The organism is Bradyrhizobium sp. CB2312, from assembly GCF_029714425.1.
Lineage (GTDB): Bacteria > Pseudomonadota > Alphaproteobacteria > Rhizobiales > Xanthobacteraceae > Bradyrhizobium.
The window spans coordinates 3,180,353-3,202,640 of the sequence record NZ_CP121668.1 but is presented as its reverse complement, the minus strand read 5'-3'; the positions used below and the strand labels follow the sequence as shown (position 1 = coordinate 3,202,640).

At 65.0% G+C, this 22,288-nt stretch carries 25 protein-coding genes; 10 read left to right on the top strand and 15 right to left on the bottom strand.

Annotated elements, in window-relative coordinates:
* The first annotated feature begins 20 nt into the window (after positions 1-20).
* Positions 21-1,418 carry a nucleobase:cation symporter-2 family protein gene (locus tag QA642_RS15355; protein ID WP_283085400.1) on the top strand — a complete coding sequence of 466 codons (1,398 nt, stop codon included), beginning with the start codon at positions 21-23 and terminating at the stop codon, positions 1,416-1,418.
* On the opposite strand, the gene uraD is transcribed toward QA642_RS15355, so the two are convergent.
* From uraD to QA642_RS15335, 4 genes are all read right to left on the bottom strand, one after another.
* Complete coding sequence (gene uraD, locus QA642_RS15350; protein ID WP_283085399.1) at positions 1,415-2,302, bottom strand: 2-oxo-4-hydroxy-4-carboxy-5-ureidoimidazoline decarboxylase; 888 nt, start codon at positions 2,300-2,302, stop codon at positions 1,415-1,417. The two genes, QA642_RS15355 and uraD, sit on opposite strands and share 4 nt — an antisense overlap.
* A 7-nt stretch (positions 2,303-2,309) precedes the next feature.
* Positions 2,310-3,245 carry an allantoinase PuuE gene (puuE, locus tag QA642_RS15345; RefSeq protein ID WP_283085398.1) on the bottom strand — a complete coding sequence of 312 codons (936 nt, stop codon included), beginning with the start codon at positions 3,243-3,245 and terminating at the stop codon, positions 2,310-2,312.
* On the bottom strand, positions 3,246-3,659 hold the full coding sequence (locus QA642_RS15340) for a DUF3830 family protein (protein ID WP_038957608.1): 414 nt from the start codon (positions 3,657-3,659) through the stop codon (positions 3,246-3,248). It abuts the gene before it with no gap.
* A gap of 88 nt (positions 3,660-3,747) precedes the next feature.
* Entirely contained in the window at positions 3,748-4,026 is a 279-nt protein-coding gene (locus tag QA642_RS15335) for a hypothetical protein (RefSeq protein WP_283085397.1), read from the bottom strand.
* A gap of 223 nt (positions 4,027-4,249) precedes the next feature.
* Between QA642_RS15335 and QA642_RS15330 the strand changes: the two genes are divergently transcribed.
* Positions 4,250-4,468, top strand: coding sequence for a hypothetical protein (locus tag QA642_RS15330; protein ID WP_283085396.1), 219 nt, complete (start codon positions 4,250-4,252; stop codon positions 4,466-4,468).
* Positions 4,469-4,728: 260 nt separating this feature from the next.
* Here QA642_RS15330 and QA642_RS15325 read toward each other — a convergent pair whose 3' ends face one another.
* Positions 4,729-5,121, bottom strand: a complete 393-nt coding sequence (locus QA642_RS15325) for a hypothetical protein (protein WP_283085395.1) — start codon at positions 5,119-5,121, stop codon at positions 4,729-4,731.
* A gap of 287 nt (positions 5,122-5,408) precedes the next feature.
* Here QA642_RS15325 and QA642_RS15320 point away from each other — a divergent pair, with 287 nt between their 5' ends.
* Positions 5,409-5,666, top strand: coding sequence for a DUF2798 domain-containing protein (locus tag QA642_RS15320; RefSeq protein ID WP_283085394.1), 258 nt, complete (start codon positions 5,409-5,411; stop codon positions 5,664-5,666).
* Between the two features lie 252 nt (positions 5,667-5,918).
* Here QA642_RS15320 and QA642_RS15315 read toward each other — a convergent pair whose 3' ends face one another.
* The 4 genes from QA642_RS15315 to QA642_RS15300 all read right to left on the bottom strand — a co-directional run bounded on the left by QA642_RS15315 (position 5,919) and on the right by QA642_RS15300 (position 10,214).
* Positions 5,919-6,728, bottom strand: coding sequence for a hypothetical protein (locus tag QA642_RS15315; protein WP_283085393.1), 810 nt, complete (start codon positions 6,726-6,728; stop codon positions 5,919-5,921).
* A gap of 224 nt (positions 6,729-6,952) precedes the next feature.
* Positions 6,953-8,740 carry a chloride channel protein gene (locus QA642_RS15310; RefSeq protein ID WP_283085392.1) on the bottom strand — a complete coding sequence of 596 codons (1,788 nt, stop codon included), beginning with the start codon at positions 8,738-8,740 and terminating at the stop codon, positions 6,953-6,955.
* A 12-nt stretch (positions 8,741-8,752) separates the two neighbouring features.
* Positions 8,753-9,406, bottom strand: coding sequence for an L-fuculose-phosphate aldolase (locus QA642_RS15305; RefSeq protein WP_283085391.1), 654 nt, complete (start codon positions 9,404-9,406; stop codon positions 8,753-8,755).
* A gap of 181 nt (positions 9,407-9,587) precedes the next feature.
* Positions 9,588-10,214, bottom strand: coding sequence for a MarC family protein (locus QA642_RS15300; RefSeq protein WP_283085390.1), 627 nt, complete (start codon positions 10,212-10,214; stop codon positions 9,588-9,590).
* A 141-nt stretch (positions 10,215-10,355) separates the two neighbouring features.
* Here QA642_RS15300 and QA642_RS15295 point away from each other — a divergent pair, with 141 nt between their 5' ends.
* The 4 genes from QA642_RS15295 (at position 10,356) to QA642_RS15280 (ending at position 14,070) form a co-directional block, all read left to right on the top strand.
* Positions 10,356-10,925: a ferritin-like domain-containing protein gene (locus QA642_RS15295; RefSeq protein ID WP_283085389.1), complete on the top strand. Its 570-nt coding sequence runs from the start codon at positions 10,356-10,358 to the stop codon at positions 10,923-10,925.
* A gap of 187 nt (positions 10,926-11,112) precedes the next feature.
* Positions 11,113-11,496: an Hsp20/alpha crystallin family protein gene (locus QA642_RS15290; protein WP_283085388.1), complete on the top strand. Its 384-nt coding sequence runs from the start codon at positions 11,113-11,115 to the stop codon at positions 11,494-11,496.
* Between the two features lie 8 nt (positions 11,497-11,504).
* Positions 11,505-13,910, top strand: coding sequence for an endopeptidase La (gene lon, locus QA642_RS15285; RefSeq protein WP_283085387.1), 2,406 nt, complete (start codon positions 11,505-11,507; stop codon positions 13,908-13,910).
* Between the two features lie 4 nt (positions 13,911-13,914).
* Positions 13,915-14,070 carry a hypothetical protein gene (locus tag QA642_RS15280; RefSeq protein WP_283085386.1) on the top strand — a complete coding sequence of 52 codons (156 nt, stop codon included), beginning with the start codon at positions 13,915-13,917 and terminating at the stop codon, positions 14,068-14,070.
* Between the two features lie 67 nt (positions 14,071-14,137).
* Here the strand turns inward: QA642_RS15280 and QA642_RS15275 are convergent, their stop codons facing one another.
* From QA642_RS15275 to QA642_RS15250, 6 genes are all read right to left on the bottom strand, one after another.
* Positions 14,138-14,440 carry an HU family DNA-binding protein gene (locus QA642_RS15275; protein WP_027528369.1) on the bottom strand — a complete coding sequence of 101 codons (303 nt, stop codon included), beginning with the start codon at positions 14,438-14,440 and terminating at the stop codon, positions 14,138-14,140.
* Between the two features lie 334 nt (positions 14,441-14,774).
* Positions 14,775-16,007 (bottom strand): acetyl-CoA C-acetyltransferase, encoded by a 1,233-nt coding sequence (locus QA642_RS15270; RefSeq protein ID WP_283085385.1) that lies wholly within the window; start codon positions 16,005-16,007, stop codon positions 14,775-14,777.
* Between the two features lie 342 nt (positions 16,008-16,349).
* Entirely contained in the window at positions 16,350-17,813 is a 1,464-nt protein-coding gene (locus tag QA642_RS15265) for a GH1 family beta-glucosidase (RefSeq protein ID WP_283085384.1), read from the bottom strand.
* Positions 17,814-17,969: 156 nt separating this feature from the next.
* Positions 17,970-18,377 (bottom strand): hypothetical protein, encoded by a 408-nt coding sequence (locus QA642_RS15260; RefSeq protein ID WP_283085383.1) that lies wholly within the window; start codon positions 18,375-18,377, stop codon positions 17,970-17,972.
* A gap of 124 nt (positions 18,378-18,501) precedes the next feature.
* Complete coding sequence (locus QA642_RS15255; protein WP_283085382.1) at positions 18,502-18,771, bottom strand: hypothetical protein; 270 nt, start codon at positions 18,769-18,771, stop codon at positions 18,502-18,504.
* 133 nt (positions 18,772-18,904) lie between these two features.
* Positions 18,905-19,162 (bottom strand): hypothetical protein, encoded by a 258-nt coding sequence (locus tag QA642_RS15250; protein ID WP_283085381.1) that lies wholly within the window; start codon positions 19,160-19,162, stop codon positions 18,905-18,907.
* Between the two features lie 407 nt (positions 19,163-19,569).
* On the opposite strand from QA642_RS15250, the gene QA642_RS15245 reads away from it, so the two are divergent.
* The 3 genes from QA642_RS15245 to QA642_RS15235 all read left to right on the top strand — a co-directional run bounded on the left by QA642_RS15245 (position 19,570) and on the right by QA642_RS15235 (position 22,240).
* Positions 19,570-20,529, top strand: a complete 960-nt coding sequence (locus QA642_RS15245; protein ID WP_283085380.1) for an AraC family transcriptional regulator — start codon at positions 19,570-19,572, stop codon at positions 20,527-20,529.
* A gap of 97 nt (positions 20,530-20,626) precedes the next feature.
* Positions 20,627-20,917, top strand: coding sequence for a hypothetical protein (locus QA642_RS15240; RefSeq protein WP_283085379.1), 291 nt, complete (start codon positions 20,627-20,629; stop codon positions 20,915-20,917).
* Between the two features lie 120 nt (positions 20,918-21,037).
* Positions 21,038-22,240: an NAD(P)/FAD-dependent oxidoreductase gene (locus QA642_RS15235; protein ID WP_283085378.1), complete on the top strand. Its 1,203-nt coding sequence runs from the start codon at positions 21,038-21,040 to the stop codon at positions 22,238-22,240.
* Positions 22,241-22,288: the final 48 nt, after the last annotated feature.

The following is a 22,288-nucleotide window of genomic DNA, read 5'->3' as shown; positions in this document are numbered from 1 at the left end:
ATATTTCAGGGGAATGATGCATGACCAGCGAACGGCATCCCGTCGACGAGGTTCTGCCGGTCTCTCGTCTCCTCGCACTCGGGCTCCAGCATGTGCTGGTGATGTATGCCGGCGCGGTCGCGGTGCCCTTGATCATCGGACGCGCGCTGAAGCTGCCGCCGGAGGACGTGGCCTTCCTCATCAGCGCCGATCTGTTCGCCTGCGGGCTCGCGACGCTGGTGCAATGCCTCGGCTTCCCCGGCGTCGGCATTCGCCTGCCCGTGATGATGGGCGTGACCTTCGCTTCCGTCGGGCCCATGCTGTCGATGGCGGCGGCGCCCGATATCGGCCTGCTCGGCATCTATGGCTCCGTCATCGCGGCCGGCCTGTTCGGCATCACCGTCGCCCCGTTCGTCAGCCGGCTGCTGCCGCTGTTTCCGCCCGTCGTCACCGGCACCATCATTCTCATCATCGGCATCTCCCTGATGCGGGTCGGCATCAACTGGGCCGGCGGCGGCCTGCCGACGCTGACCAGGGTGGTCGACGGCGTCGCCGGCAGCTTTCCCAATCCGGCCTATGGGCAACTGCAGGGCCTCGGCATCTCGCTGTTCGTGCTGCTCTTCATCCTCGCCCTGATCAAATGGGGCTCCGGCTTCCTCGCCAACGTCTCGGTGCTGCTCGGCATCATCGCCGGTGCCGTGCTCGCGAGCATTTTGGGCGTGATGCATTTCGACAAGGTCGCCGCCGCATCCTGGGGCGCGATGGTGATCCCCTTTCGCTTCGGCATGCCGCAATTCCATCTGGTGCCTGTCGTCACCATGTGCGTCGTCATGATCGTGGTGATGATCGAGTCACTCGGCATGTTCCTCGCGCTCGGCGACATCACCGGCAAAACGATCGATCGCGAGTCCCTCAGTCGTGGTTTGCGCGCTGACGGCGTCGGTACGCTGCTCGGCGGCATCTTCAACACCTTTCCCTACACTTCGTTCTCGCAGAATGTCGGCCTGGTCTCGGTCACCGGCGTGCGCTCGCGCTGGGTGACGATCACGGGCGGCTGCATCATGCTCGTGCTCGGGCTGCTGCCGAAGCTCGCCACACTGGTCGAGGCCGTGCCGCTGGTGGTGCTCGGCGGCGCGGGACTCGTGATGTTCGGCATGGTGGCGGCGACGGGTGCGCGCATCCTCACCTCGGTCGACTTCCGCACCAACCGCTACAATCTCTTCATCGTCGCAATCTCGATCGGCTTCGGCATGATCCCGCTCGTCGCCCCCGGCTTCTTCCGGAATCTGCCGCACGATCTCCAGCCGCTGCTGGAGTCCGGCATCCTGCTCTGCGCCGTCGTTTCGGTTCTGCTCAATGCCTTCCTCAACGGCCTGAGCGGCGGCGCTCAGGCGGAGGCCGATGCCGCGACGGTCGCCTCATCCGCTCAGCATGTCTAACTGCCGCGATAGGTCGAGTAGCTCCACGGCGTGACCAGCAACGGCACGTGGTAGTAGCCTTCCGGCTCGCTGATCGCAAAGCGCAGCGGGATCTCGTCGATGAACGGCGGATCGGTGAGCGGCACGTTACGCGCGGCGTAATATTTGGCGACGCTGAACCGGAGCTCGTAGCGGCCGATCGGCAGCGGCCGGCCGCCGATCAGCGGCTGGTCCGTGCGGCCGTCTGCATTGGTTACGGTGCGCGCGATCACGCGGCTCTCACCGAGGTTCGCTAGCTCGACCAGTTCGACCGGAATTCCAGGCGCGGGCTTGCCGGCGTGGTTGTCCAGCACATGGGTCGAGAGCCGGCCGTGCACCTTCAGCTTGTCGTCGGCAGCGACGAGCTGATCGAGCCGCAGCGCCGAGATACGGCCGATCTCCTCGATTGCACGCCGCGTCTCGGTCTTGGCGATATTGAGCAGCCGCGTCTCGAAATCGCGCAGCACGGAATCCTTGGTGTGACGGCGCACGCAGACGATGTAGGGGAAGCCAAATTTGTCGCGATAGGCGCTGTTGACGCGCTCGAACGCCGCGTATTCGGCGTCCGACAACCGGTCGAGGCCGGCGCTGTTCTGCTCGTCGGTCGATTCCGCCGTCAGGCCCGCGGCGCGCTGGGTCTTGTTGGCGAGATCGGGATGCGCGCGGATCAGCGCGAGCTGCGCGTCAGGCTCGGCGCTCTGGATCGCCGCCATCAGCGCCGTGTGCAACTGGTTGATGCCGGTGAAAGGCCGCTGCTCGGCAAGCTTCTCCGCAATCCACGGCGAATACTCGACGACGTTGGCGAGCGCGGCGACGAAATCGGCTTTGCTTGCAGCATTGAGATCGGCGAGCGAGATCTGCGGCATCGTCCTCTCACCCGATCTCGAACGCGTCGGCCGCGAGATGCGCGTGCTTGTCGTGCCAGTGCTGCGCGATCTGGAGCCGGGTCGGCACCCAGACGCGCTCATGCTTGCCGATGTAATCCAGGAAGCGGATCAGCCCCGCGGCGCGGCCGGGCCGGCCGGCGAGACGGCAGTGGAGCCCCACCGACATCATTTTTGGTGCAATCCCGCCTTCGGCGTAGAGTACGTCGAAAGCGTCCCTCAAATAGGTGAAGAATTGCTCGCCTTCGGCAAAACCTTGCGGGTTGATGAACCGCATGTCGTTGGCATCTAGCGTATAGGGAATGATGAGCTGCTTGCCGCCTCCGCCCTTGACCCAGTAGGGCAGGTCGTCCGCATAGGAGTCGCAGAGATAGAGGAAGCCACCTTCCTCCACCAGCAGGCGGTTGGTGTTGATCGAGGAGCGGCCGGTGTACCAGCCGAGCGGCCGCGAGCCGGTCGCCTCGGTGTGGACGCGAATGGACTCGGCGATCTCGGCGCGCTCCTGCGCCTCGGTCATGTCCTTGTGCTCGATCCATTTCAGGCTGTGGCTGGCGATGTCCCAGCCGGACTCCTTCATCGCCGCAACAATCTCGGGATTGCGCTTCAGCGCGGTGGCGACGCCGAACACGGTGGTCGGCCACTTTCGCTCATTGAACATCCGCCACAGCCGCCAGAAGCCGGCGCGCGAGCCGTACTCGAACATCGATTCGATGTTGGCGTGGCGCTGGCCTGGCCAGGGCTGCGCGCCGAGCACGTCGGACAGGAACGCTTCCGATGCGCGGTCGCCGTGCAAAATGTTGTTCTCGCCGCCTTCCTCGAAATTGACGACGAACTGCACCGCGACCCGCGCATCGCCAGGCCATTGCGGGTGCGGCGGGTTGCGGCCGTAACCGCGGAGATCGCGCGGGTAGCGGGCGTCAGTCACTCAGACTTCCTCGAAGCGGATCGGCAGCGCGCCCTTCCACAGCACGCTCTTGCCGAGGGTCGCGAGATTCTCGAGGCCCGAGATCAGCGTGATGAAATGGTTGCCGGCGAGCTGGCCCATCTTGCTGGCGAAATGCACGCCGCCATAGGCGAGCAGGATCTCGGTCTCGCTGATGCCGCCGGGATAGAGGATGATCTGGCCAGGCGCCGGATAGCTGGTGTGGTTCTCGTAGCCGACACCGAAATCGAGATCGCCGAGCGGCATCCACACGCCCTCGCCGCTCCAGCGCACATGGATGATGTGGCTTTCGAACGGCAGCGCCTTGCGGAATGCGGCGACGGTCTTGGGCGCCAATTGCTCCTCGAAGCGGGCATCGAAGGTGAAGTCGCCGGCGCGGATAACGAGTTTGCTCATCTCATCTCTCTGGGTCGGGGGCGATGGCCCCACGGGAACTTCCAAGCAAAGAGCATTCCATGGGCCTTCGCGCAAGTGGCGGGCGCCGTCACCGGCGGTCGTAGGACCAGCCGAAAATGCCGCTCCGCCGCGCCTCCGGCTCCGCCTCAGTGACAGGCGGCGGCGCCTCCTTCAGTTCCGCCTGCGGCGGTGGCGCGGGCGGTGCCGGAAGGTTCTCGCATTTCATGGAGTAGACCAGCTTGCGGTCCGCGGTGCGCCCGATCGGAGCGCAGGGGTCCGGATGCGCAGCCGTGGCCGTCGGGGTCAATTTGACCTGCGCGGCCGCCGGCGAGGCCATCAACAACAGGACCAGCAGATATCTCGACATCGTTGTCGCCTGGAAACCGAATTCGACCCATTGAACCGGATTGCGGCGGGCAAGTCCACCGCGTCACGGGCGCGATTGCCGAATATTTAGCCGGGACCAAAAAATTTGCTCGCTCCAACGTGAAGGCGGCGCCGCTGATATTCGGAAAGGCGCATCGCCATGTCAGCGGCGACGACGAACACACAAGACACCACTGCCGGAGCGTCGTCACGGGAGAAACGACATGCAAAAATCTTTCGCCATTTTCGGCGCCACCTTGATTGCCGCGGCCACCATCCAGACCGCAGCGGCAAGTGACCGCCACCACGTCCGCAAGGCGCATCCCGCCCCCATCACCCAGTCGGTGCGTAACTCCAACGCGGCGATGTGGCCCTCGCAGCCGACCGAACCCGACTGGTCGCGCTACGCCAACGGCGCGATGTCGGCACCAGCGGGACGGTGATTTGCCGGAAGTGTAGAGCGCCAGCTCGAACATCGTCGGCGCCGGATCCGTCATCCCTGACGACCGCATGATCGCCCCTCAAGGATGAGCCGGGATGGGCAACATATACGACAAATCCGAATTTCGGCAAATCTAAATATTTTTGGCTGCGCCGCTTGACGGACGAGCGACACAGCATCATCAACCGCGGCATCCCGGGATGCCGGAAGCAACAAAAAAGGGCGGTGCAAGGCACCGGCCCTTTTTGCGAAACCGGTCACCTAATAGGGATAGTAGCGCGGGCCGTAATAAGGACCGCCGCCATAATAGCCCGGGCCGCCGTAGTAAGGACGCGGGCCATAGTAATAGTTGTCGTAGTACTCCTGGCGCCGGCTCTCGGCGATCGCGCCTCCGATCAGACCTGCCGCCACGCCCATGAAGGCGAGACCTGCGGCGCTCGGCCCGCGTCGATAATAACGATGGCGTCGGGCTGCACTGAAATCGGTGGCATTGGACGAGGCCGGACCTGCCGCGGCGGTGGTGCGCAAGGTCTTGGCCGCGACAGGGGACGCCGCAACCGACGGCGATACCGAAGCCACAGCCAGGGCGAGGCTTGCGAACGCGGCCAGCGCAGCGGTGCGCCCAAACCTGGAACTGACGGGTCGATTGCTCATCTTGAGCGTCCTCTGTTCTCGCCAAAAAAAATTCAAACGTGACCTAACCCGCAAACCACTGAAATGGTTTCAGGATCGCGGCAATCTGCCACGCTTTGACCGATTGTAAACCGAACCACCTGATCCAGCTTGCACCACTCAACCTGAGCGGATAATGAACAGCCGCGCCGTTTTGCGGTCGCCGTAAGCGTTTACGTGAACCAACGCATCAACCGACGCCGTCGGGATCGATGCCATTTTAATGGGTTCAACGTGACTGACGCGTCTTTTTCCCCAAGAGAAATCAGATGATTGCGGTTCGCAAACTACCGGCGCGCTATGCGCCGATCGTGATGCCATTCGTGCTGTCCGTCCTCATGACGGCCGTGGTGTCAGTCATTTCGACGCTGCGGAGCCTCGGCGCAACGCCGGCGTTCCTGGCGACCTGGCCGGGCGCCTGGGCGCTATCATGGCTGGTCGCCTTTCCTACGTTGCTGATGGTGCTGCCACTGGTCCGCCGGATCGTAGCCTGCCTCGTGGCAGCGCCATCTCAACCAGGCCGATAGCCGGACGCGGGCGGCGCGCATGAAGCACGCCGTCCCGCTTCCATGATGACTCGACACCTTGGATCGATGGGCGCCATACGATCATCGGCGTGGTCCGCGTCGCGCTGGTGCGGCTCGGCGAATTCGAAAGCGGCATGACCGTCGTCTTACTCGGCGCGATGCCGGCGGAGTTCTCGGCGGCGTCGGCACCATCGATGTGGGGCGATCGTTGCCGTGAATGTGGCCGCGACTACGGGCCCGTATCGATCGCGACTATTGTCGCGCCGATTGCAGCTGGACCGGGGGCGCCCGTCGCACCGCGGCATGCGGCGACGACGTTGCCGGCGCCGGCTTGGGCGTATGAGCCGCAGCCGGACGTGGCGCAGGCACTGGTGCTGCGCTCGTCTTCTGCCCCGCGTTCGACCGGTCGGTCGTTTTCCCGGCGATCTCGGGCCTCTTGTTATCCGACGCCTTGCTTTCAGATGCCCTGTCTTCAGGGATCTTGGCGACGAGCCGCGCCATTTGTTCCTGGCCTGCTTTCAACTCATCAGCAAGCTTGAGATTGTCGAGCGACATTTGCTCCTGATTTGCTTTCAGTTGCGCTTGGCTCGCATTGAGCTGATCGATGCCTTGCTGCACGTTTGCGAGATCGCTCGCGAGCTTCTGCAGCAATTCGGTCAACTCCGGCGGGAGCGTGCTGCCGGTTGGCGCGACGACCTCCGGTATGGTTTCGGCGGCAGATGCCGGTTGCGGCGATGCCTCGGCCAATTGAGCAATCGGGCTCGTCTCGGCTTCGCGCACCGGCCCTGCTTGCAACTGCGACGACGTCGCAGCGTGCAACGGCGCCCAACCTGCGATCATCTGCCTGACCGTATCACCGTGGGATGATTGCGAGACGAAGGCTGCGATGCCGATCCCTGCAGCCAGCCCGAGACCGGCGAGGCCGCGCAGCGCTGGCCTGCCACGCCGCGGGCGAGTGCGCACGGCATCGCGCTCCAGCCGGGCAAGCTGCTCGTTGGCGCGCGCGATCTCGTCATCCACGCTCTTGATTTTCGCGAAGGTATGCGTGAGCTGTGCGTCCATGCGCGCGGACAGCTCATAAGGCGGCTCGATCGGTGTCGTTACGGAGTTCATTGGCGCTCCCCTTCCCAGCCCAATGTCGCCCGAAGGCGTCCGTCGCATTTGCTTGCCCCGATCATCGCTGACGCGGTTTGTCCAAAGCAAGACGTCTTCAAGGAAATTCAGAGGCGACTGCGGGTGCCATGGCCCTCCTCCAATACCTCTCTCGACCCAGAGGCCGCAGACCCTTACGACAGCGCCCCCAGCACGCCGCGCGTAGCCTTGTCGATCTCCTCGACATAGCGGCGGCGGGTGAAGGTCTCGGTGAGGAAACCAACCACCTTACGGCTATCGGTGGAATCGACCACCGCCAGCATCTCGGCTTCCGCCTCGTCGAACACCGCCATCGCCGACTTCACGTTCATTTCCGGGATCAGCACGATGTCGATCAGGCGAGCGAGCTCGATCACCTGGATGTCGTCGGCGATAGTGTCGAGGTCGCTGGAGAACAGGTCAGGCAACAGCACGAGGCCGACATATTCGTCAGCATTGTTGACGATGACGATACCCGGCCGCGAGCCGAGCGCGAATTCGCGGCGGACGGCTGCGATCGTCGTGGTCGACGGCACCTTGCCGACATCGGAGCGCATCAGCCGCTCTACAGTAAGGTTGCGCAGCCAGCCGACGTCGTTGGCACTGCGGATGGTCTCGCCGCGCAGATGCAGGCGCCAGGTCGAGAAGGAATGTCCAAACATGAAGCGGACGCAGATCGAGGTGACGATGCAGCCCGCCAACACCACGGCGGTGACGTCGACATTGCGGGTCATCTCGAGCACGAGGAACGACATGGTGAGGGGGCCGCCGACGATGGCGACCCCGAGCGTCGCCATGCCCGTCAGCATCGCGACCAGCGGATCGATCACGAAGTTCGGACTGACCAGCAGCAGCAACGCGGCGAAGAATTTTCCGATCAGGCTGCCGACGAACAGGGAGGCGAAGAACAGGCCGCCGCGGAAGCCCGACGCGAGCGAGATCAGGCAGGCCGTCACCTTCACGCCGATGATCAGCGCGATCAGGCCGATGGTCATGTCGTGAAACAGATCGAGCACCATGGCGCCGTGGCCGGCCGCCAGCACCTGCGGCGTGAGGATCGCAAAGCAGCCGACGATCAGGCCGCCGATCACCGGGCGCAGCCAGACCGGCAGCCATTTGAACAGGCGCTCGAACGTCGAGGAGGAGCGCATCACGGCGATGCCGACGCCGCTGGTGACGAGGGCGAGCCCGATCAATGCCAGATACTGCTCGATGCCGACCGAGCTGACCTTGGGGATTTCGATGGAGTACGGCGCGCCGCCGAGCCATTGCGCGGTCAGCGCGCCGGCGAGCGAGGCCGCCAGGATCGGCGCGGCGCTGCCGACCGAATAGACGCCGACGATCAGCTCGCAGGCGTAGAAGGCGCCGGTGATCGGCGCGCCGAATGCCGCTGCGATCGCCGCGGCGGCGCCGCAACCGACCATCAGGCGCAGATCGTTGCGGCGCAGGTTGAAGAACTTGCCGAGCAGCGAGGCGATGCCCGAGCCGATCTGGGTATAGCCGGCCTCGAGGCCGACCGAGGCGCCGCAGCCGTTGGAGATCAGCGTCTGGCTCGACACCACCACGCTGTCGCGCATCGAGAGATTGCCGCCGCGAAGGGCATTGGCTTCGATCGGGTCGACCGCGTTCGAGATCTTCATGCGCCGGCGCGACCATTCCATGATGCCGAGCGCCAATCCGCCGAGCGCCGGCGCGAGCAGCGCCGCCCAGGGACTGACCCGCGCATTGGCGGACAGGCGGACGTCGACGGGAATGCCATAGATCACGACATGCGCGATCTGCGCGATCTCCGCCATCAGCGTCACGATGGCGCCGGCCAGCGTGCCGATCACCAGCGCCAGCGGGATCAGGTAGAACTCGTTGCTGCGCAAGAGCGCCCGGAGCCGAACCATGGTGCGGTTCGTCCCCTTGCGATCGACGATATGTCTGAGCCGCACGAACACTGTCTGTCCGCCCTACCCTTCCGACAGGCCGTAGCCGGCCATGCGCTGGCGAACCCGCTCGATCTCCTCGCTCGACAGCAGCGGTGGTTGTCCGATCTGGAGACAGCCGTGATACTGCCGCGCCAGAGTCTCGACCTCGACGGCGAGCCACATCGCCTTGTCCAGCGTCTTGCCGATCGCGATCATGCCGTGATGGTCGAGCAGGCAGGCGAGCCGGCCCGCGAGCGCCCGCACCGCATGTTCGGACAGCTCCGCCGTTCCGAACGTGGCATAGGGCGCGCAGCGGATGCTGTCGCCGCCGGCGGCCGCAATCATGTAGTGCACGGGCGGGATCGCCATGCCCATGATCGCCAGGATGGTGCAATAGGTCGGATGGGCGTGGACGACGGCGTTGACCTCCTCGCGCGACTTCAAGATGTCGCGGTGGAAGCGCCACTCGCTGGATGGCTTCTGATCGGGCGCATGCGCGCCGTCCATCCTCATGAACACGATCTGGTCGGGCGTCATGGCCTCATAGGGCACGCTGGTCGGCGTAACCAGGAGCCCGTCCGCATGCCGGACGCTGATATTGCCCGATGTGCCCTGGTTGATGCCGAGCGCATTCATGCGGCGGCAGGCGTCGATGATGGCCTGTCTCTTGGCGAGCTCGTCCGCTGTCATCGACATCTCAGTTTCTTCTCGATTTCTTCTCGATTTCTTGGCGATGGGCGCTTGTTAGACCCGAAGTACGTCAAAGCAATATGGCAGTGCAAGAGAAAGCGGACCGGATTAGGCACGGTCCTGCCGGCTGTACCGTTACATCGAGAAACCAATTGTAAAATCAGCATATTAGCAGATTGTCGCAGGCTCAGGAAAAGCTCACTTTAACGGCCGCAATGCCGTTGATCACGAACTGCACCGAATAGGCCGCGAGCAGCATGCCGAGCACGCGCGAGAGCACGGCATTTCCGATACGCCCCAGCGTGCGGGCGATCAGGTGAGCCGAGACAAAGCACAGCATGCAGAGCAGGCACACCGCCAGAACGATCGTAATGATGATGGCGAGCTTGCCCCCGTAGCCGGCATCGCCTGAAAGCAGCAGCGTGGTCGCGATCGCGCCGGGGCCGGCCATCATCGGGATGGCCAGCGGGAACACCGCGACATCGGACGCGTGTTCCGATGTTGCCTTGTCGGCCTCTCGGGCCTCGCGATGCGGCCGGTCGCCGAAGATCATCTGGTAGGACACGCCGAACAGCAGCAGTCCGCCGGCGATCTGGAAGGCGGGGATGCCGATCCCGAGCTGGCGCAGCAGCCAGTTTCCGGCCAGCGCGATCACGACGAGTATCGAGGCCGCGATCAGCGGCGCGCGCAGCGCAGCCGTGCGCTTGACCTTGTCGGGCATGCCCCCTGTCGCAGCCAGGAAGGCCGGCGCGAGGCCAACGGGATCGACCACCAGCAACAGCGTCACGAAGGCGGACAGGGCGAAGTCGATCATGGAAGGGGTCCCGGATGGGCGAGGCGCAAGCCATAGCGGCTCGCGAAGGCCTTCGCGAGGAACATTTGCTCATCACGACTCTTGATCGCGTGAGGATTGAGGAAGGGCATGCCTTCCCGTGTCGCCTCATGAGGAGGATCTATGGCTAAACGAGCAAAGAAACGTGCAACCAAGCAGAAGACCGCATCGCGCCGCCCGCGTCAGGCGCCCAAGATGCTGAGCGACCTGTTCCTGGAGACGCTGAAGGACATCTATTTCGCCGAGAACAAGATCATCAAGACATTGCCGAAGATGGCCAAGGCCGCGCATTCGAAGGACCTTGCGGCGGCCTTCAACAAGCATCTGCGCGAGACCCAGGGTCAGGTCAAACGTCTCGACCAGGTCTTCAAGATGCTGGGTAAGCCCGCCCGCGGCAAGCCGTGCGAGGCGATCAACGGCATCACCGACGAGGGCGCCGAGATCATGAAGGAGTTCAAGAACGCCCCTGCCCTCGACGCCGGCCTGCTCGCCGCGGCTCAGGCCGTCGAGCACTACGAGATCTCCCGTTACGGCACACTGCGCACCTGGGCCGAGGAGCTCGGCATGCCGGACGCGGCGAGGCTGCTCCAGGAGACGCTGGACGAGGAAGAGGCGACCGATCACACGCTGACCGAGCTTGCCACCTCGGTGATCAACCTCGAAGCGGAAGAAGAGTACCGCGCCGCCGCCTGATCTGCGGCCTGCGCCCAACTATTGCCTCTGACGCCGCGGAACATCTCCGCGGCGTCGATGCGTCCGGCGGCAAGGGCCTCCTCGCTTCGAGGGGCCAGGCATGCTCCAAGCGCGCGATGCTGGAATTCCGGGGAACCATCCCCATATGCTGGTTTTCCAATCGCAGCGCCTTCCCCCGAGTTTTGCCATGCAACCCAAAAATTCCCTCGACTGGATGCTGTCCGAAGCTTTGGACTCGCTCACCCGCGCCGAACGGCTGCGCCAGCAGTTCGGCCGGCAGGAGGCCTGCTGGGAGCCGCCGATCGACGTGCTCGAGACCGAGCATGAGCTTTTGATCCTGGTCGCGCTCCCCGGCGTCAATCCGGACAATGTCGAGACGGTGATCCATGACGGCGCGCTTGTCATCTCAGGCCAGCGCACGCTGCCGCCGGAGCTTCGCAACGCCCGCATCCACCGCCTCGAGCTGCCGCAGGGGCGTTTTGAGCGCCGCATTGCATTGCCCCTTGGCCGCTACGCCATCAGCCGCTTCGTGATGGACGGCTGCGTCGCACTGCGCCTCGCCAAATCCTGAGGTCGATCATGGCCACCGAACAGATGAATACCGAACAGACGAATTCCCAAAACGGTCCCGACGTGAAGATCCCCGAAGACGCACTGATCATCATCCCCGTGCGCGAGATGGTGCTGTTTCCGGGCGCCATCGCGCCTATCGCGATCGGCCGGGCGAAGTCCATCGCCGCCGCGCAGCAGGCGCTGCGCGAGCAGCGGCCGGTCGGCATCGTCCTGCAACGCAGCCCCGAGATCGAGGAGCCCGGGCCGGACGACCTCTACCGGGTCGCGACCATCGCCAACATCGTGCGCTACATCACCGCGCCCGACGGCACGCATCACATCGTCTGCCAGGGCGTGCAGCGCGCGCGCATCCTCGACTTCCTGCCGGGGACGCCGTTCCCGGCCGCGCGCATCCAGCAGATCCCCGAGCCGACCACGAGCTCGCCCGAGATCGAAGCACGGGCGCTGAACCTGCAGCGCCAGGCGATCGAGGCTGTCGAGCTGCTGCCGCAGGCGCCGCCCGAGCTGGTCGCGATGTTCCAGAGCACCACCGCGCCCGGCGCGCTGGCGGATCTGGCAACCTCGTTCATGGACATCAAGCCGCAGGACAAGCAGGAGGTGCTCGAGACCATCGACCTCGCCTTGCGCGTCGAGAAGGTGTCGAGGCACCTGGCCGAGCGGCTGGAGGTGCTGCGCATCTCCAACGAGATCGGCCAGAAGACGCGCGCCAGCTTCGACGAGCGGCAGCGCGAGGCGATCCTGCGCGAGCAGATGGCAACCATCCAGCGCCAGCTGGGCGAAGGCGACGGCAAGGCCGCCGAGGTCACCGAGCTGACGGCTGCGATCGCCAAGGCCAACATGCCGCCGGAAGCCGAAGCGCATGCCAAGAAGGAGCTGCGCCGTTACGAGCGCATGCCTGAGGCTGCCGGCGAAGCCGGCATGGTCCGCACTTACCTCGATTGGCTGATCGAGCTGCCCTGGGCCTTGCCCGAGGAGAAGCCGATCGACATCAAGGAGGCGCGGCGCATCCTGGATGCCGATCACTTCGGCCTGGAGAAGATCAAGAGCCGGATCATCGAATATCTGGCGGTGCGCAAGCTGGCGCCGCAGGGCAAGGCCCCGATCCTGTGCTTCGTCGGCCCGCCCGGCGTCGGCAAGACCTCGCTCGGCCAGTCCATCGCCCGCGCGATGGATCGCCCCTTCGTGCGCGTCAGCCTCGGCGGCGTGCATGACGAGGCCGAGATCCGCGGTCACCGGCGCACCTATATCGGCGCGCTGCCCGGCAACATCATCCAGGGCATCAAGAAGGCGGGCGCTCGCAACTGCGTCATGATGCTGGACGAGATCGACAAGATGGGCCGCGGCGTGCAGGGCGACCCTTCCGCCGCCATGCTGGAAGTGCTCGACCCCGAGCAGAACGGGACGTTCCGGGACAACTACCTGGGCGTGCCATTCGACTTGTCGCGCGTGGTCTTCATCGCGACCGCCAACATGCTGGACCAGATTCCGGGTCCGCTCTTGGACCGCATGGAGCTGATCAGCCTCGCCGGCTACACCGAGGACGAGAAGCTGGAGATCGCGCGGCGGTATCTGGTGCGGCGGCAGCTGGAGGCCAATGGCCTTTCGGCCGAGCAGGCCGAAATCGAGCCGGAGGCGCTGAAGCTGGTGGTCAAGGGCTACACCCGCGAGGCCGGCGTGCGTAACCTCGAGCGCGAGATCGGCAAGGTGTTCCGCCACGCCGCGGTGCAAATCGCCGAAGGCACGGCCGCCAAGGTGATGGTGACGACAAAGGACATCGCCACCGTGCTTGGCCAGCCGCGCTTCGAAGGCGAGATCGCGCAGCGCACCAGCATTCCGGGCGTGGCCACCGGCCTTGCCTGGACGCCTGTTGGCGGCGACATCCTGTTCATCGAGGCTTCGCGCGTGCCCGGCCGCGGCGGCATGATCCTGACCGGCCAGCTCGGCGAAGTCATGCGCGAGAGCGTGCAGGCGGCACTGACGCTGGTGAAGAGCAGAGCCAGCCAGCTCGGCATCGATCCCCAGCTGTTCGAGAAGAGCGACATCCACGTTCACGTCCCCGCGGGCGCCACCCCGAAGGACGGACCGAGCGCGGGCGTTGCGATGTTCACGGCGCTGACGTCGCTGCTTACCAACCGTACGGTGCGCAGCGACACGGCGATGACCGGCGAGATCTCGCTGCGCGGTCTGGTATTGCCCGTCGGCGGCATCAAAGAGAAGGTGGTGGCCGCGGCCGCCGCCGGCCTGAAGCGGGTGATGCTGCCGGCGCGCAACAAGCGGGACTATGACGACATCCCGAAGAGCGCGCGGGACAACCTCGAATTCATCTGGCTGGAGCGCGTCGACGAGGCCATCGCCGCAGCGCTCGAGCCGGCGGAAGCCAAGGTCGATCCGAAGATCGAAGCGGCGGAGTAATGCGATGAAGAAGCTGCTGGAGAAAGCAAGGAGATCGCGCAAGACGCAGCGGCTGCGCCAGCTGCTCGATCGCGCCATCGACCGGGTGCGCGATGCGGTCGCGGGACCCGAGCCGCGGTTTGCGCCGGTCCCGGTCCGGGTGAAGCGCCGCAAGGGTTGAGCCCTCCGTCTCAGGCCCTTGCGACTGCCCCAAAAGGCCCCCTCTCATCGAGGGGGCCTTTGCGTTATCAGGCCACGGCGTCCTTGGCAGCCTTGACCGGGCGGGCGCGGACGATCTTCCGGGCCGGCTTGGCCTTGAACATCATCTCTTCACCCGTGAACGGGTTGGTGCCCTTGCGCGCCTTGGTCGCGGGCTTCTTGATGACCACGAACTTGGCGAAGCCCGGCACCAGGAACAGGCCGTTCTTCTTGAGCTCCTTGTGGCCGACGTCGGTCAGCGTCTCCATGACGTTCTTGACGTCGCGCTTGGAAAGCTCGGTGGCGGTCGCAATCTTTTCGATCAACTGCGATTTGGAAAGTTGGGTCGGCATCGTGTCTCCTCTGATTCGTTGCCGGTTGCATATTAGACCAACCGGCGAAGGCCTATAGCCTTCTGCACAGTTTTGTCGCGATTTTACGGGCTTTTTTGGCCCCCTGTGGCAAAAAACCCTGCTTTTTAGCTACTTCCGGAGCGGAGGAAGCCTCTGGCAGCGGATTTTACCTTGTTTCAAAGGCCCGCACGCAACCTTGCTAAAGCTGATTCGCGGCTTTCGACAAGCGACGACCGAACGACCGCGTGCGATTCACCCTGAAAAATAAGGGTTGGATCGCACTGCAGCCGCTTCTTCTCCCGGTTTTTAAGGGGAGAGGTGAAGCGGAGGCTGGTTAGAGGCGCTCGATGATGATGGCCGGCGCCATGCCGCCGGCGGCGCACATGGTCACGAGACCGCGCCTGAGGTCGCGCCGTTCGAGTTCGTCGAGCACGGTGCCGATCAGGATCGAGCCGGTCGCGCCGATGGGATGGCCGAGCGCGATTGAGCCGCCATTGACGTTGACCTTGGCGCGGTCGAGCTTGAGATCGCGGATGTATTTTTCCGCAACCACCGCGAACGCCTCGTTGATCTCGAACAGGTCGATGTCGTCGATGGTGAGCCCGGCCTTCGCCAGCACCTTGCGCGTCGCCGGCACTGGCGCGTTCAGCATCAACGTCGGCGAGTCCCCCATGTTGGCCATCGCCACCACGCGGGCGCGGGCTTTAAGGCCATGCGCCTTGGCGTAAGACGGCGAGGCCAGGAGGATCGCGGCGGCGCCGTCGACCACGCCGGATGAGTTGCCGGCGTGATGCACGAAGTCGACGTCGAGGTCAGGATATTTTTGGAGGATCAGGCCGCGATAGGTCGTGCCCTTGTCGTCGAGCGCATAGTCGGCGACGGCAGGAAATGCCGGCTTCAGGCTGCTGAGACCCTCCATCGTGGTCTGCGGCCGCGGATATTCTTCGTGGTCGAGCGCGAGGCTGCCGTCCTCGCGATGGACGGGCACGAGGCTCTTCTTGAAGTGGCCGTTCGCGATCGCATGCGCGGCGCGCTTCTGGCTTTCGAGCCCGAGCGCGTCGACGTCTTGCCGGGTGATGCCTTCCAGCGTCGCGATCGCGTCGGCGCAGACGCCCTGGTGCGACTGCGGATGCTTCGCCCGCAGGCGCAGATTGCCGCTGTCCATCATCATCGGACCGCCGCCGCGGCGTCCCTCCATCGACATCATCTCGCAGCCGCCGGCGATGACGAGGTCTTCGGCGCCCGCCATGATCGAGGATGCCGCCATGTTGACGCTGGTGATGCCGCTTCCGCAGAAGCGATCCAACGTCACGGCGCTGGCGCGCACGTCATAGCCGGCATCGAGCGCCGACATGCGGCCGAGATCGCCGCTTTGCGTCGCGACCTGCGCGCTGCAGCCCCAGACGATGTCGTCGACGTCGGCGGTGTTGATGCCGGTGCGGTCGGCGAGCGCGCGCAGCACGGTTGCACCCAGCTGCTGCGGATGAATGCCGGAGAGCGCTCCCTTGCCGGCCTTGCCGACGCCGCGCGGGGTGCGGCAGGCATCGATGATCAGTGCGTCGGTCATGGGCGTTGTCCTCTTGTTTTGCGTGTTGAGGGGCGTTGTGAATCAGGGGGCGAGTTGAGTCAATCTGCGGCGCCGGACGGCCTCTCTGCAAAAAGTGAAAAACAACCCCATGCACAGTAGAAGCACCGGTTCCGCGTGAGACGCGGTGATGCCTGTGAAGCGATTGGTCCGTCAGGCTAAACGGCAATTGTCGCGCAATCTTGCGTCAGGGCGACTCAAACGCGGCAGACGGGCGCGCGTCCCACCCGGATTTTCCGCTGCGCGTAAAATCGGGCGCGAAAGCTTCAGGGACGTCGTGGCCAGGCTTGTCCCGGCCATGACGACGCTATGCGATGGAAAAGATCACACCCCCGCCGCGTTCTTCGCGATGACGTTGCGGTAGAAGCTTGCGCTGAGCTTCGGCGTGCGCACCTGGGTGTCGAAATTGACGTGGTAGAGACCGAACCGCTTGTTCAGCCCGAACACCCATTCGAAATTGTCCATCAGGCTCCAGAGGAAATAGCCGCGCACCGGCACGCCCTCCGCCGTCGCCCGCTGGAGCTGGGCGAGATAGTTGCGCAGATACATGATGCGGTCGGTGTCGTAGATCTTGCCGTCGGGCGAGATCTCGTCCTCGCTGGAGGTGCCGTTCTCGGTGATGTAGATCGCATCCGTCTTCCAGATCTTTGCCGCGAGCCTCGGCACCCAGTAGATCGTCTCCGGCGCGACGCGGAGCCAGTTCGAATTCATGTGTGGAAAGGACTTCGGGATCGGCAGCGGCATGAAGCCGGCACCCTGGTCGGACGGCACCACGTAGTTCTGCGGCGCATAGATGTTGAGGCCGAGGAAGTCGACCGGCGAGGAGATGATCTTCAGCTCGGCGTCGGTGTATTTCGGCGCGTTGGCGCCGGCATATTTCAGGAAGGCGTCGGTATACTGCCCGGTCATGATGACGTTGAGATAGCCGGCATTCATCTCGCGCAGCGCGATCTCGGCGGCGCGGACATGCTCGGGCGTGTCGATCGCGGGAACGCAGACGTCGATGTTCTCGGCCGGCCCCACCCTGGTGCCGCGGCGCCCGCGCGCACGCACCGCCTGCACCGCGAGCCCGTGCGCGAGCGCGCTGTTGTGCCTGATCTGGTTGACCTCGGCCTGCGGCAGCGTCATGCCGGGCGCATCGATGCCGAGGCCGTAACCGAACTGCACGAAACGGCCGCTCTCGTTCAACGTGAACACGTTCTTGACGCGGTCAGTCAAGCGTTCGGCGACATAGCCCGCATAATCGCCGAAGATCTTGCAGGTCTCGGTCGAGCGCCAGCCGCCAAAACGGTCCTGCAGCGATTGCGGCAGGTCCCAGTGATAGAGCGTCGCCCACGGCTCGATGCCGTTCTTCAATAGCTCGTCGACGAGGCGATTGTAGAAGTCGAACCCTTTCGGGTTCGGCTTGCCGTCACCGTCCGGAAACATCCGCGGCCAGGCGATCGAAAAGCGATAGGCCTTGCAGCCGAGATCCTTGATCAGCGCGATGTCTTCCTTGTAGCGGTGATAATGCTCATTGGCGCGGTCGCCGGTGGTGCCGTCCTCGATCTTGCCGGGGATGCGGACAAACTTGTCCCAGATCGAGGCCCCTCGCCCATCCTCATTGACCGCGCCCTCGACCTGATAGGACGAAGTCGCCGTGCCCCAGAGAAAGCCTGGCGGAAAGCCATCCATGCCCCGCGGCGCCGGCTCCGGCTTGGCCTCGGCGACCTCGACGGGACCCGCGATTCCGGCTGCGGACAATCCCGCCAGTTTTGCGAACTGGCGACGTGAGACTTTGTCCGACATGTGATGCTGCTCCGAGGGTGATGCTGGTCCGCGTCACAATGACGCCTGGCGGGCAATTTGAGAAGCGCCGGAGCGGAAATTTGAGGATGCAGAATTGCGCGGCCAGGGGCGCGACGCGTCGAAGCGCCCGATGTGCCGATCAGCGCACGCTGCCGATCAGCGGGAGCGCTTCGGCAATTTTGGAAGCTTGTCGGGATTGAACGCGGGGATCTGCGCCGTTCGTTCGGGTGCCGCCACCGGCCGTTCCGTCAGGATCAGCGTTCCCTCAAGGACGACTCCCGGCGCCTGTCCCGCCGTCGCCGTGTACGTCGCGATCTTGCCCGGGCACGTCCCTACGATGTTCGGCGTGAGTTCATCATAGACGCCGAAGACCGTATCACGTCCTTCGGTATGACGCTTCGTCGACACGGTCGCGGTGAAGTGATCGCCGTCGACCTGACAGGAACCATGATACGTCATCAGGCTGTCGCGGCCCCAGATCTGGCCGTCTGCGACATGGACGATGCCGGTGCCCTGCTCGAGCGGCGTCTTGTACCACGCCGCGTAGGTACCGTCGTTCAGCATGGGAGCAGTCTCCCTTGGTATTCCCGCGCAGATCATCCGCATGATTAGCGCTAAGAAACCGTTAATCACGCGGCCCGTGTGAATCCGGCCCGTTGAGGGCGTTGCGCCGCAAGCCAGCGCTGATTTATCGCCGCACGCCGACGCGATTGACGCCGCCGTTCCAGTTGGTCGAGCTCGCCGTGCCGGCCCGGACCGCGGCGCGTGCCACCGGACGCGGACGGAGCACGACGCCGGCCCTGGCGACGCAGCTCGGGGGATAGTCGATGTACTGGCAATAGACCACCGCGTGAGCAGGAGCCGGACTGAGCGTGACGGTCGCAAATCCCAGCAGTGCGCTGGCTGCGATTCCTGCAACGGTCACGGACTTGATCGAACGGTGATGGCTGTGACGCATGACGGTCCTCCCCAAGGGCGCTTGCGAACTGACGGGCGGCGAAAGCCGCCGCATGCGCCGCCCTGTATGACGTGAGCACCGGAGGAGAGGCAGCGTTGACATAGATCAATTCAAGACCGGGCCGAGTTCTGCTCTAGGAGGACAGACGCAGCCAGACGTCCTTGCTCGCCAGCGTGCCGTTCATCGTGGCGATCTCCATGTCCACGACATCCAGCGAACCGGGCTCATCTCCATAGATGTACTTGAGGTGCCACATCAGACCCAGGTCCGGGGAGATGACAAAATCGTCCAATCCGTCGGTGATCGCCCGGACGGCCTGCCGATGCGTCAAGGGCGCCGAAAACATCGCATCGATCAGGGTGGCGAGGCTCATGCCGCCAACGAGCATCATTCGCGCGACCTCGTCACCGTAAACGTGCCGAAGCGCTGCAACGATGGCCGCGACTGCGTCCGGATTCTTCAATGACACGGTGACGTGAACCTCCGAGCCTATCATGCCGGAGGCGGGATATTCTGTGCAAGCCGTCCGCCCACGGCGCCGCCGGCCAAGGGCCCCGCCTCGGCCGCCGGCACCCGGCCTTTTCAGCGAATTTATTTCTCTCTCACGAAACCGGCACCGCGACGACGCGGCGCTGCGCATCGGGCATTTGCGAAAGCGCGCGCCGGCTCGGAGCAGGATCGGGCAAAGCATGGGCGCTTCAGGCAAGACGCTCGGCCCGGGCAGCGCCTAGAACGCGCTCGACCCGTAGAAACACGGACACCTGATCTGAGCTCGAAGCGATCGGGAGGAGCCACGCAATGACCGGGAGCACCACACTCATGCGCAATCCCTCCCCCAAGGGCTTGCCACCCATACTTGGCGCAAGGCCGGACGATCACGCGACGTCCGAGCGTCGCGCCGCCGATGCCGAGATGGCACGCGTGCTCAAGACGAAGCCGCTTCGCATGGCCTCCGATTGCAACAGCGGTGCCATCGCCTTTTGGAGGCACGAACCGCTGCACGACACCGTCGAGCCCATGGCCGATCATGTCGTCATGGCCTATCCCGCCGGCTCGCAGGCGCTGGAGCGTCGCACGGGAAGGACGGCCGCGATTTCGACGGCGCGTCCCGGGGTCGTGACGATCATTCCGGCCGGCTCGACATCGCGATGGGACATCCACCGCCCGATGCATGTCGTTCAGCTCTATCTTCCGCAGCGGACGCTGCTGCGGATCGCCGACGAGGCCAACACGACGAACCCCGGCGATCTGCTGGAGCGAACCGGGCATCCCGACGCCATCACGTCGCGGCTGCTGCTGAGCGCCGCCGACTCGCTCGAAGGCAGCGCCGCGCTGGACGCGCTGTTCAGGCAACAATTGACGGATCTGCTCGCCACGCGGCTCTTGGCCGCCCATGCGGGCGTTGCGGCTACGCCGCAGCCGATCATCGGCGGTCTTTCGCCTTCGGTCCTGCGCCGGTCGATCGAACGCCTGCGCTCGGACAGCGATGCAGATGTCTCGCTCTCGGCGCTCGCGTCCGACGCCGGACTGTCGCGTTTCCATTTCTGCCGGTCCTTCAAGGAGAGCACCGGGCTCTCGCCGCATGCCTGGCTGCGCCAGCACCGGCTCGAGCAGGCCATGGACATGCTGCGCGGGAGCGACGAGCCGGTGGTCTCGATCGCCGCAGCGCTCGGCTATTCCTCGCAGACCGCCTTCGCCGCGGCCTTCAAGAAGCTGACGGGCGAAACGCCGAGCGATTGGCGCAGGCGCATGCGGTAGCAGCAATCTCTCGACAGGGGCGGCAATCGCTCTGGCGCAGTCGACTATCCGGTTCGCTAAAGATCGCAACGTCACATCATCCGGACGGAGACGAACGATGGACTGGAAACAGCTTGCAATCGCACCGAAACGGAAGGCCGCCGCCTCGGCGCTCGTCTACGGGCTCTCGCTGACGGTGCGCTTCACCTCGCCGATCGCCGAAGAGGCGGGGTTACAGGGCCCACGAAGCGCCAATGCCGCGACGTCGATCCTGCTCGATCGCGGCTGGCTCGGGAAGCCCGCGATGCCGGTCGCCCTGCGCGGCTGGCCGCTCGGCCCGCGCAGCTGCCGCGCGGCTTGCGAGGGCCCCGCCCTGCTGTCCTCGCTACCGAACTGCACCGCGCCGTAACGGCCCGGCGCCCTCCGTCTCACCTCTTTGCGTCATCACTGGTCGTAACAGGCTCCGCTCGCATCGAGCGGCGGCGATGCCGCGCGCGTTTCGAACCAACCAAACATGGGAGACAATCACATGCGACTACTCATCATCGGTGCCGGCTTCGCCGGCATGTACGCCGCCCTCTCCGCCGCCCGCCTGCGCGACATTCAGGGTGTTTCGCCCGACGATCTCCAGATCGCGCTGATCGCACCGCAGCCGACGCTGGTGATCCGCCCGCGGCTTTACGAGCCGAAGCCGGAAACCTTGACGGCGCCGCTGCTCGATGTCCTCGAGGCGATCGACGTTGATTACATCCAGGGCAGCGCCGAGACGATCGACGCCAAGGCGCAGACGGTGCAGATCGCCACGGCCAGGGGCAGGAAGATGCTGTCCTACGACCGGCTGGTGGTCGCCACCGGCAGCCGCCTGTTCCGTCCCAACATTCCAGGCCTCGCCGAGCATGGCTTCAGCGTGGATTCACTCGATGACGCGATCGCACTCGACAAGCATCTGCACGGCCTTGCCGGCCGGCCGGCCGTCAACGGACGCGACACCGTCGTCGTCGCCGGCGGCGGCTTCACCGGCATCGAGGCGGCCACCGAACTGCCCGCGCGTCTGCGCCAGATCCTCGGCAAGGATTCCGAGGCGCGGGTGATCATCGTCGAGCGCAACAGCGCGGTTGCCCCCGACATGGGCGAAGGTCCCCGCCCCGTGATCGAGAAGGCGCTGCGCGAGCTCGGCGTCGAGACCCGGCTCGGCGCCGGCGTTGCCTCGCTCGACAAATCCGGCGTCACGCTCTCGACCGGCGAGCACATCGAAACCGAAACGGTGGTGTGGGCGGCGGGCATCCGCGCCGCGCCGCTGACGGCGCAGATTCCCGCCGAGCGCGACAATTTCGGCCGGCTGCTGGTGGACCGCGACCTGCGCGTGCCCGCCATCCCCAGCGTCTTTGCCACCGGCGATGCCGCACGGGCCGCATGCGATGACGACGGCAATTACGCGCTGATGTCCTGCCAGCACGCGACGCGCATGGGCGCCTTTGCCGGCAACAACGCCGCCGCCGAGCTGCTCGGCGTTGCGACCAGGCCCTATCACCAGAAGGCTTACGTCACCTGCCTCGATCTCGGCGAAGCCGGCGCGCTGTTCACGCGCGGCTGGGAGCGCGCGGTCGAGCTGGTCGGCGACGTCGCCAAGAAGACCAAGCGGGAGATCAACACCGTCTGGATCTACCCGCCCCGCGCCGAGCGCGCCGCGGCGTTAGCATCAGCCGATCCGGAACGCGTGACCAGCCTCTAGTCGCATCTCGCGACGGCAGCCGCGCTCTCCCGGCGGCGCGGCCTGCTC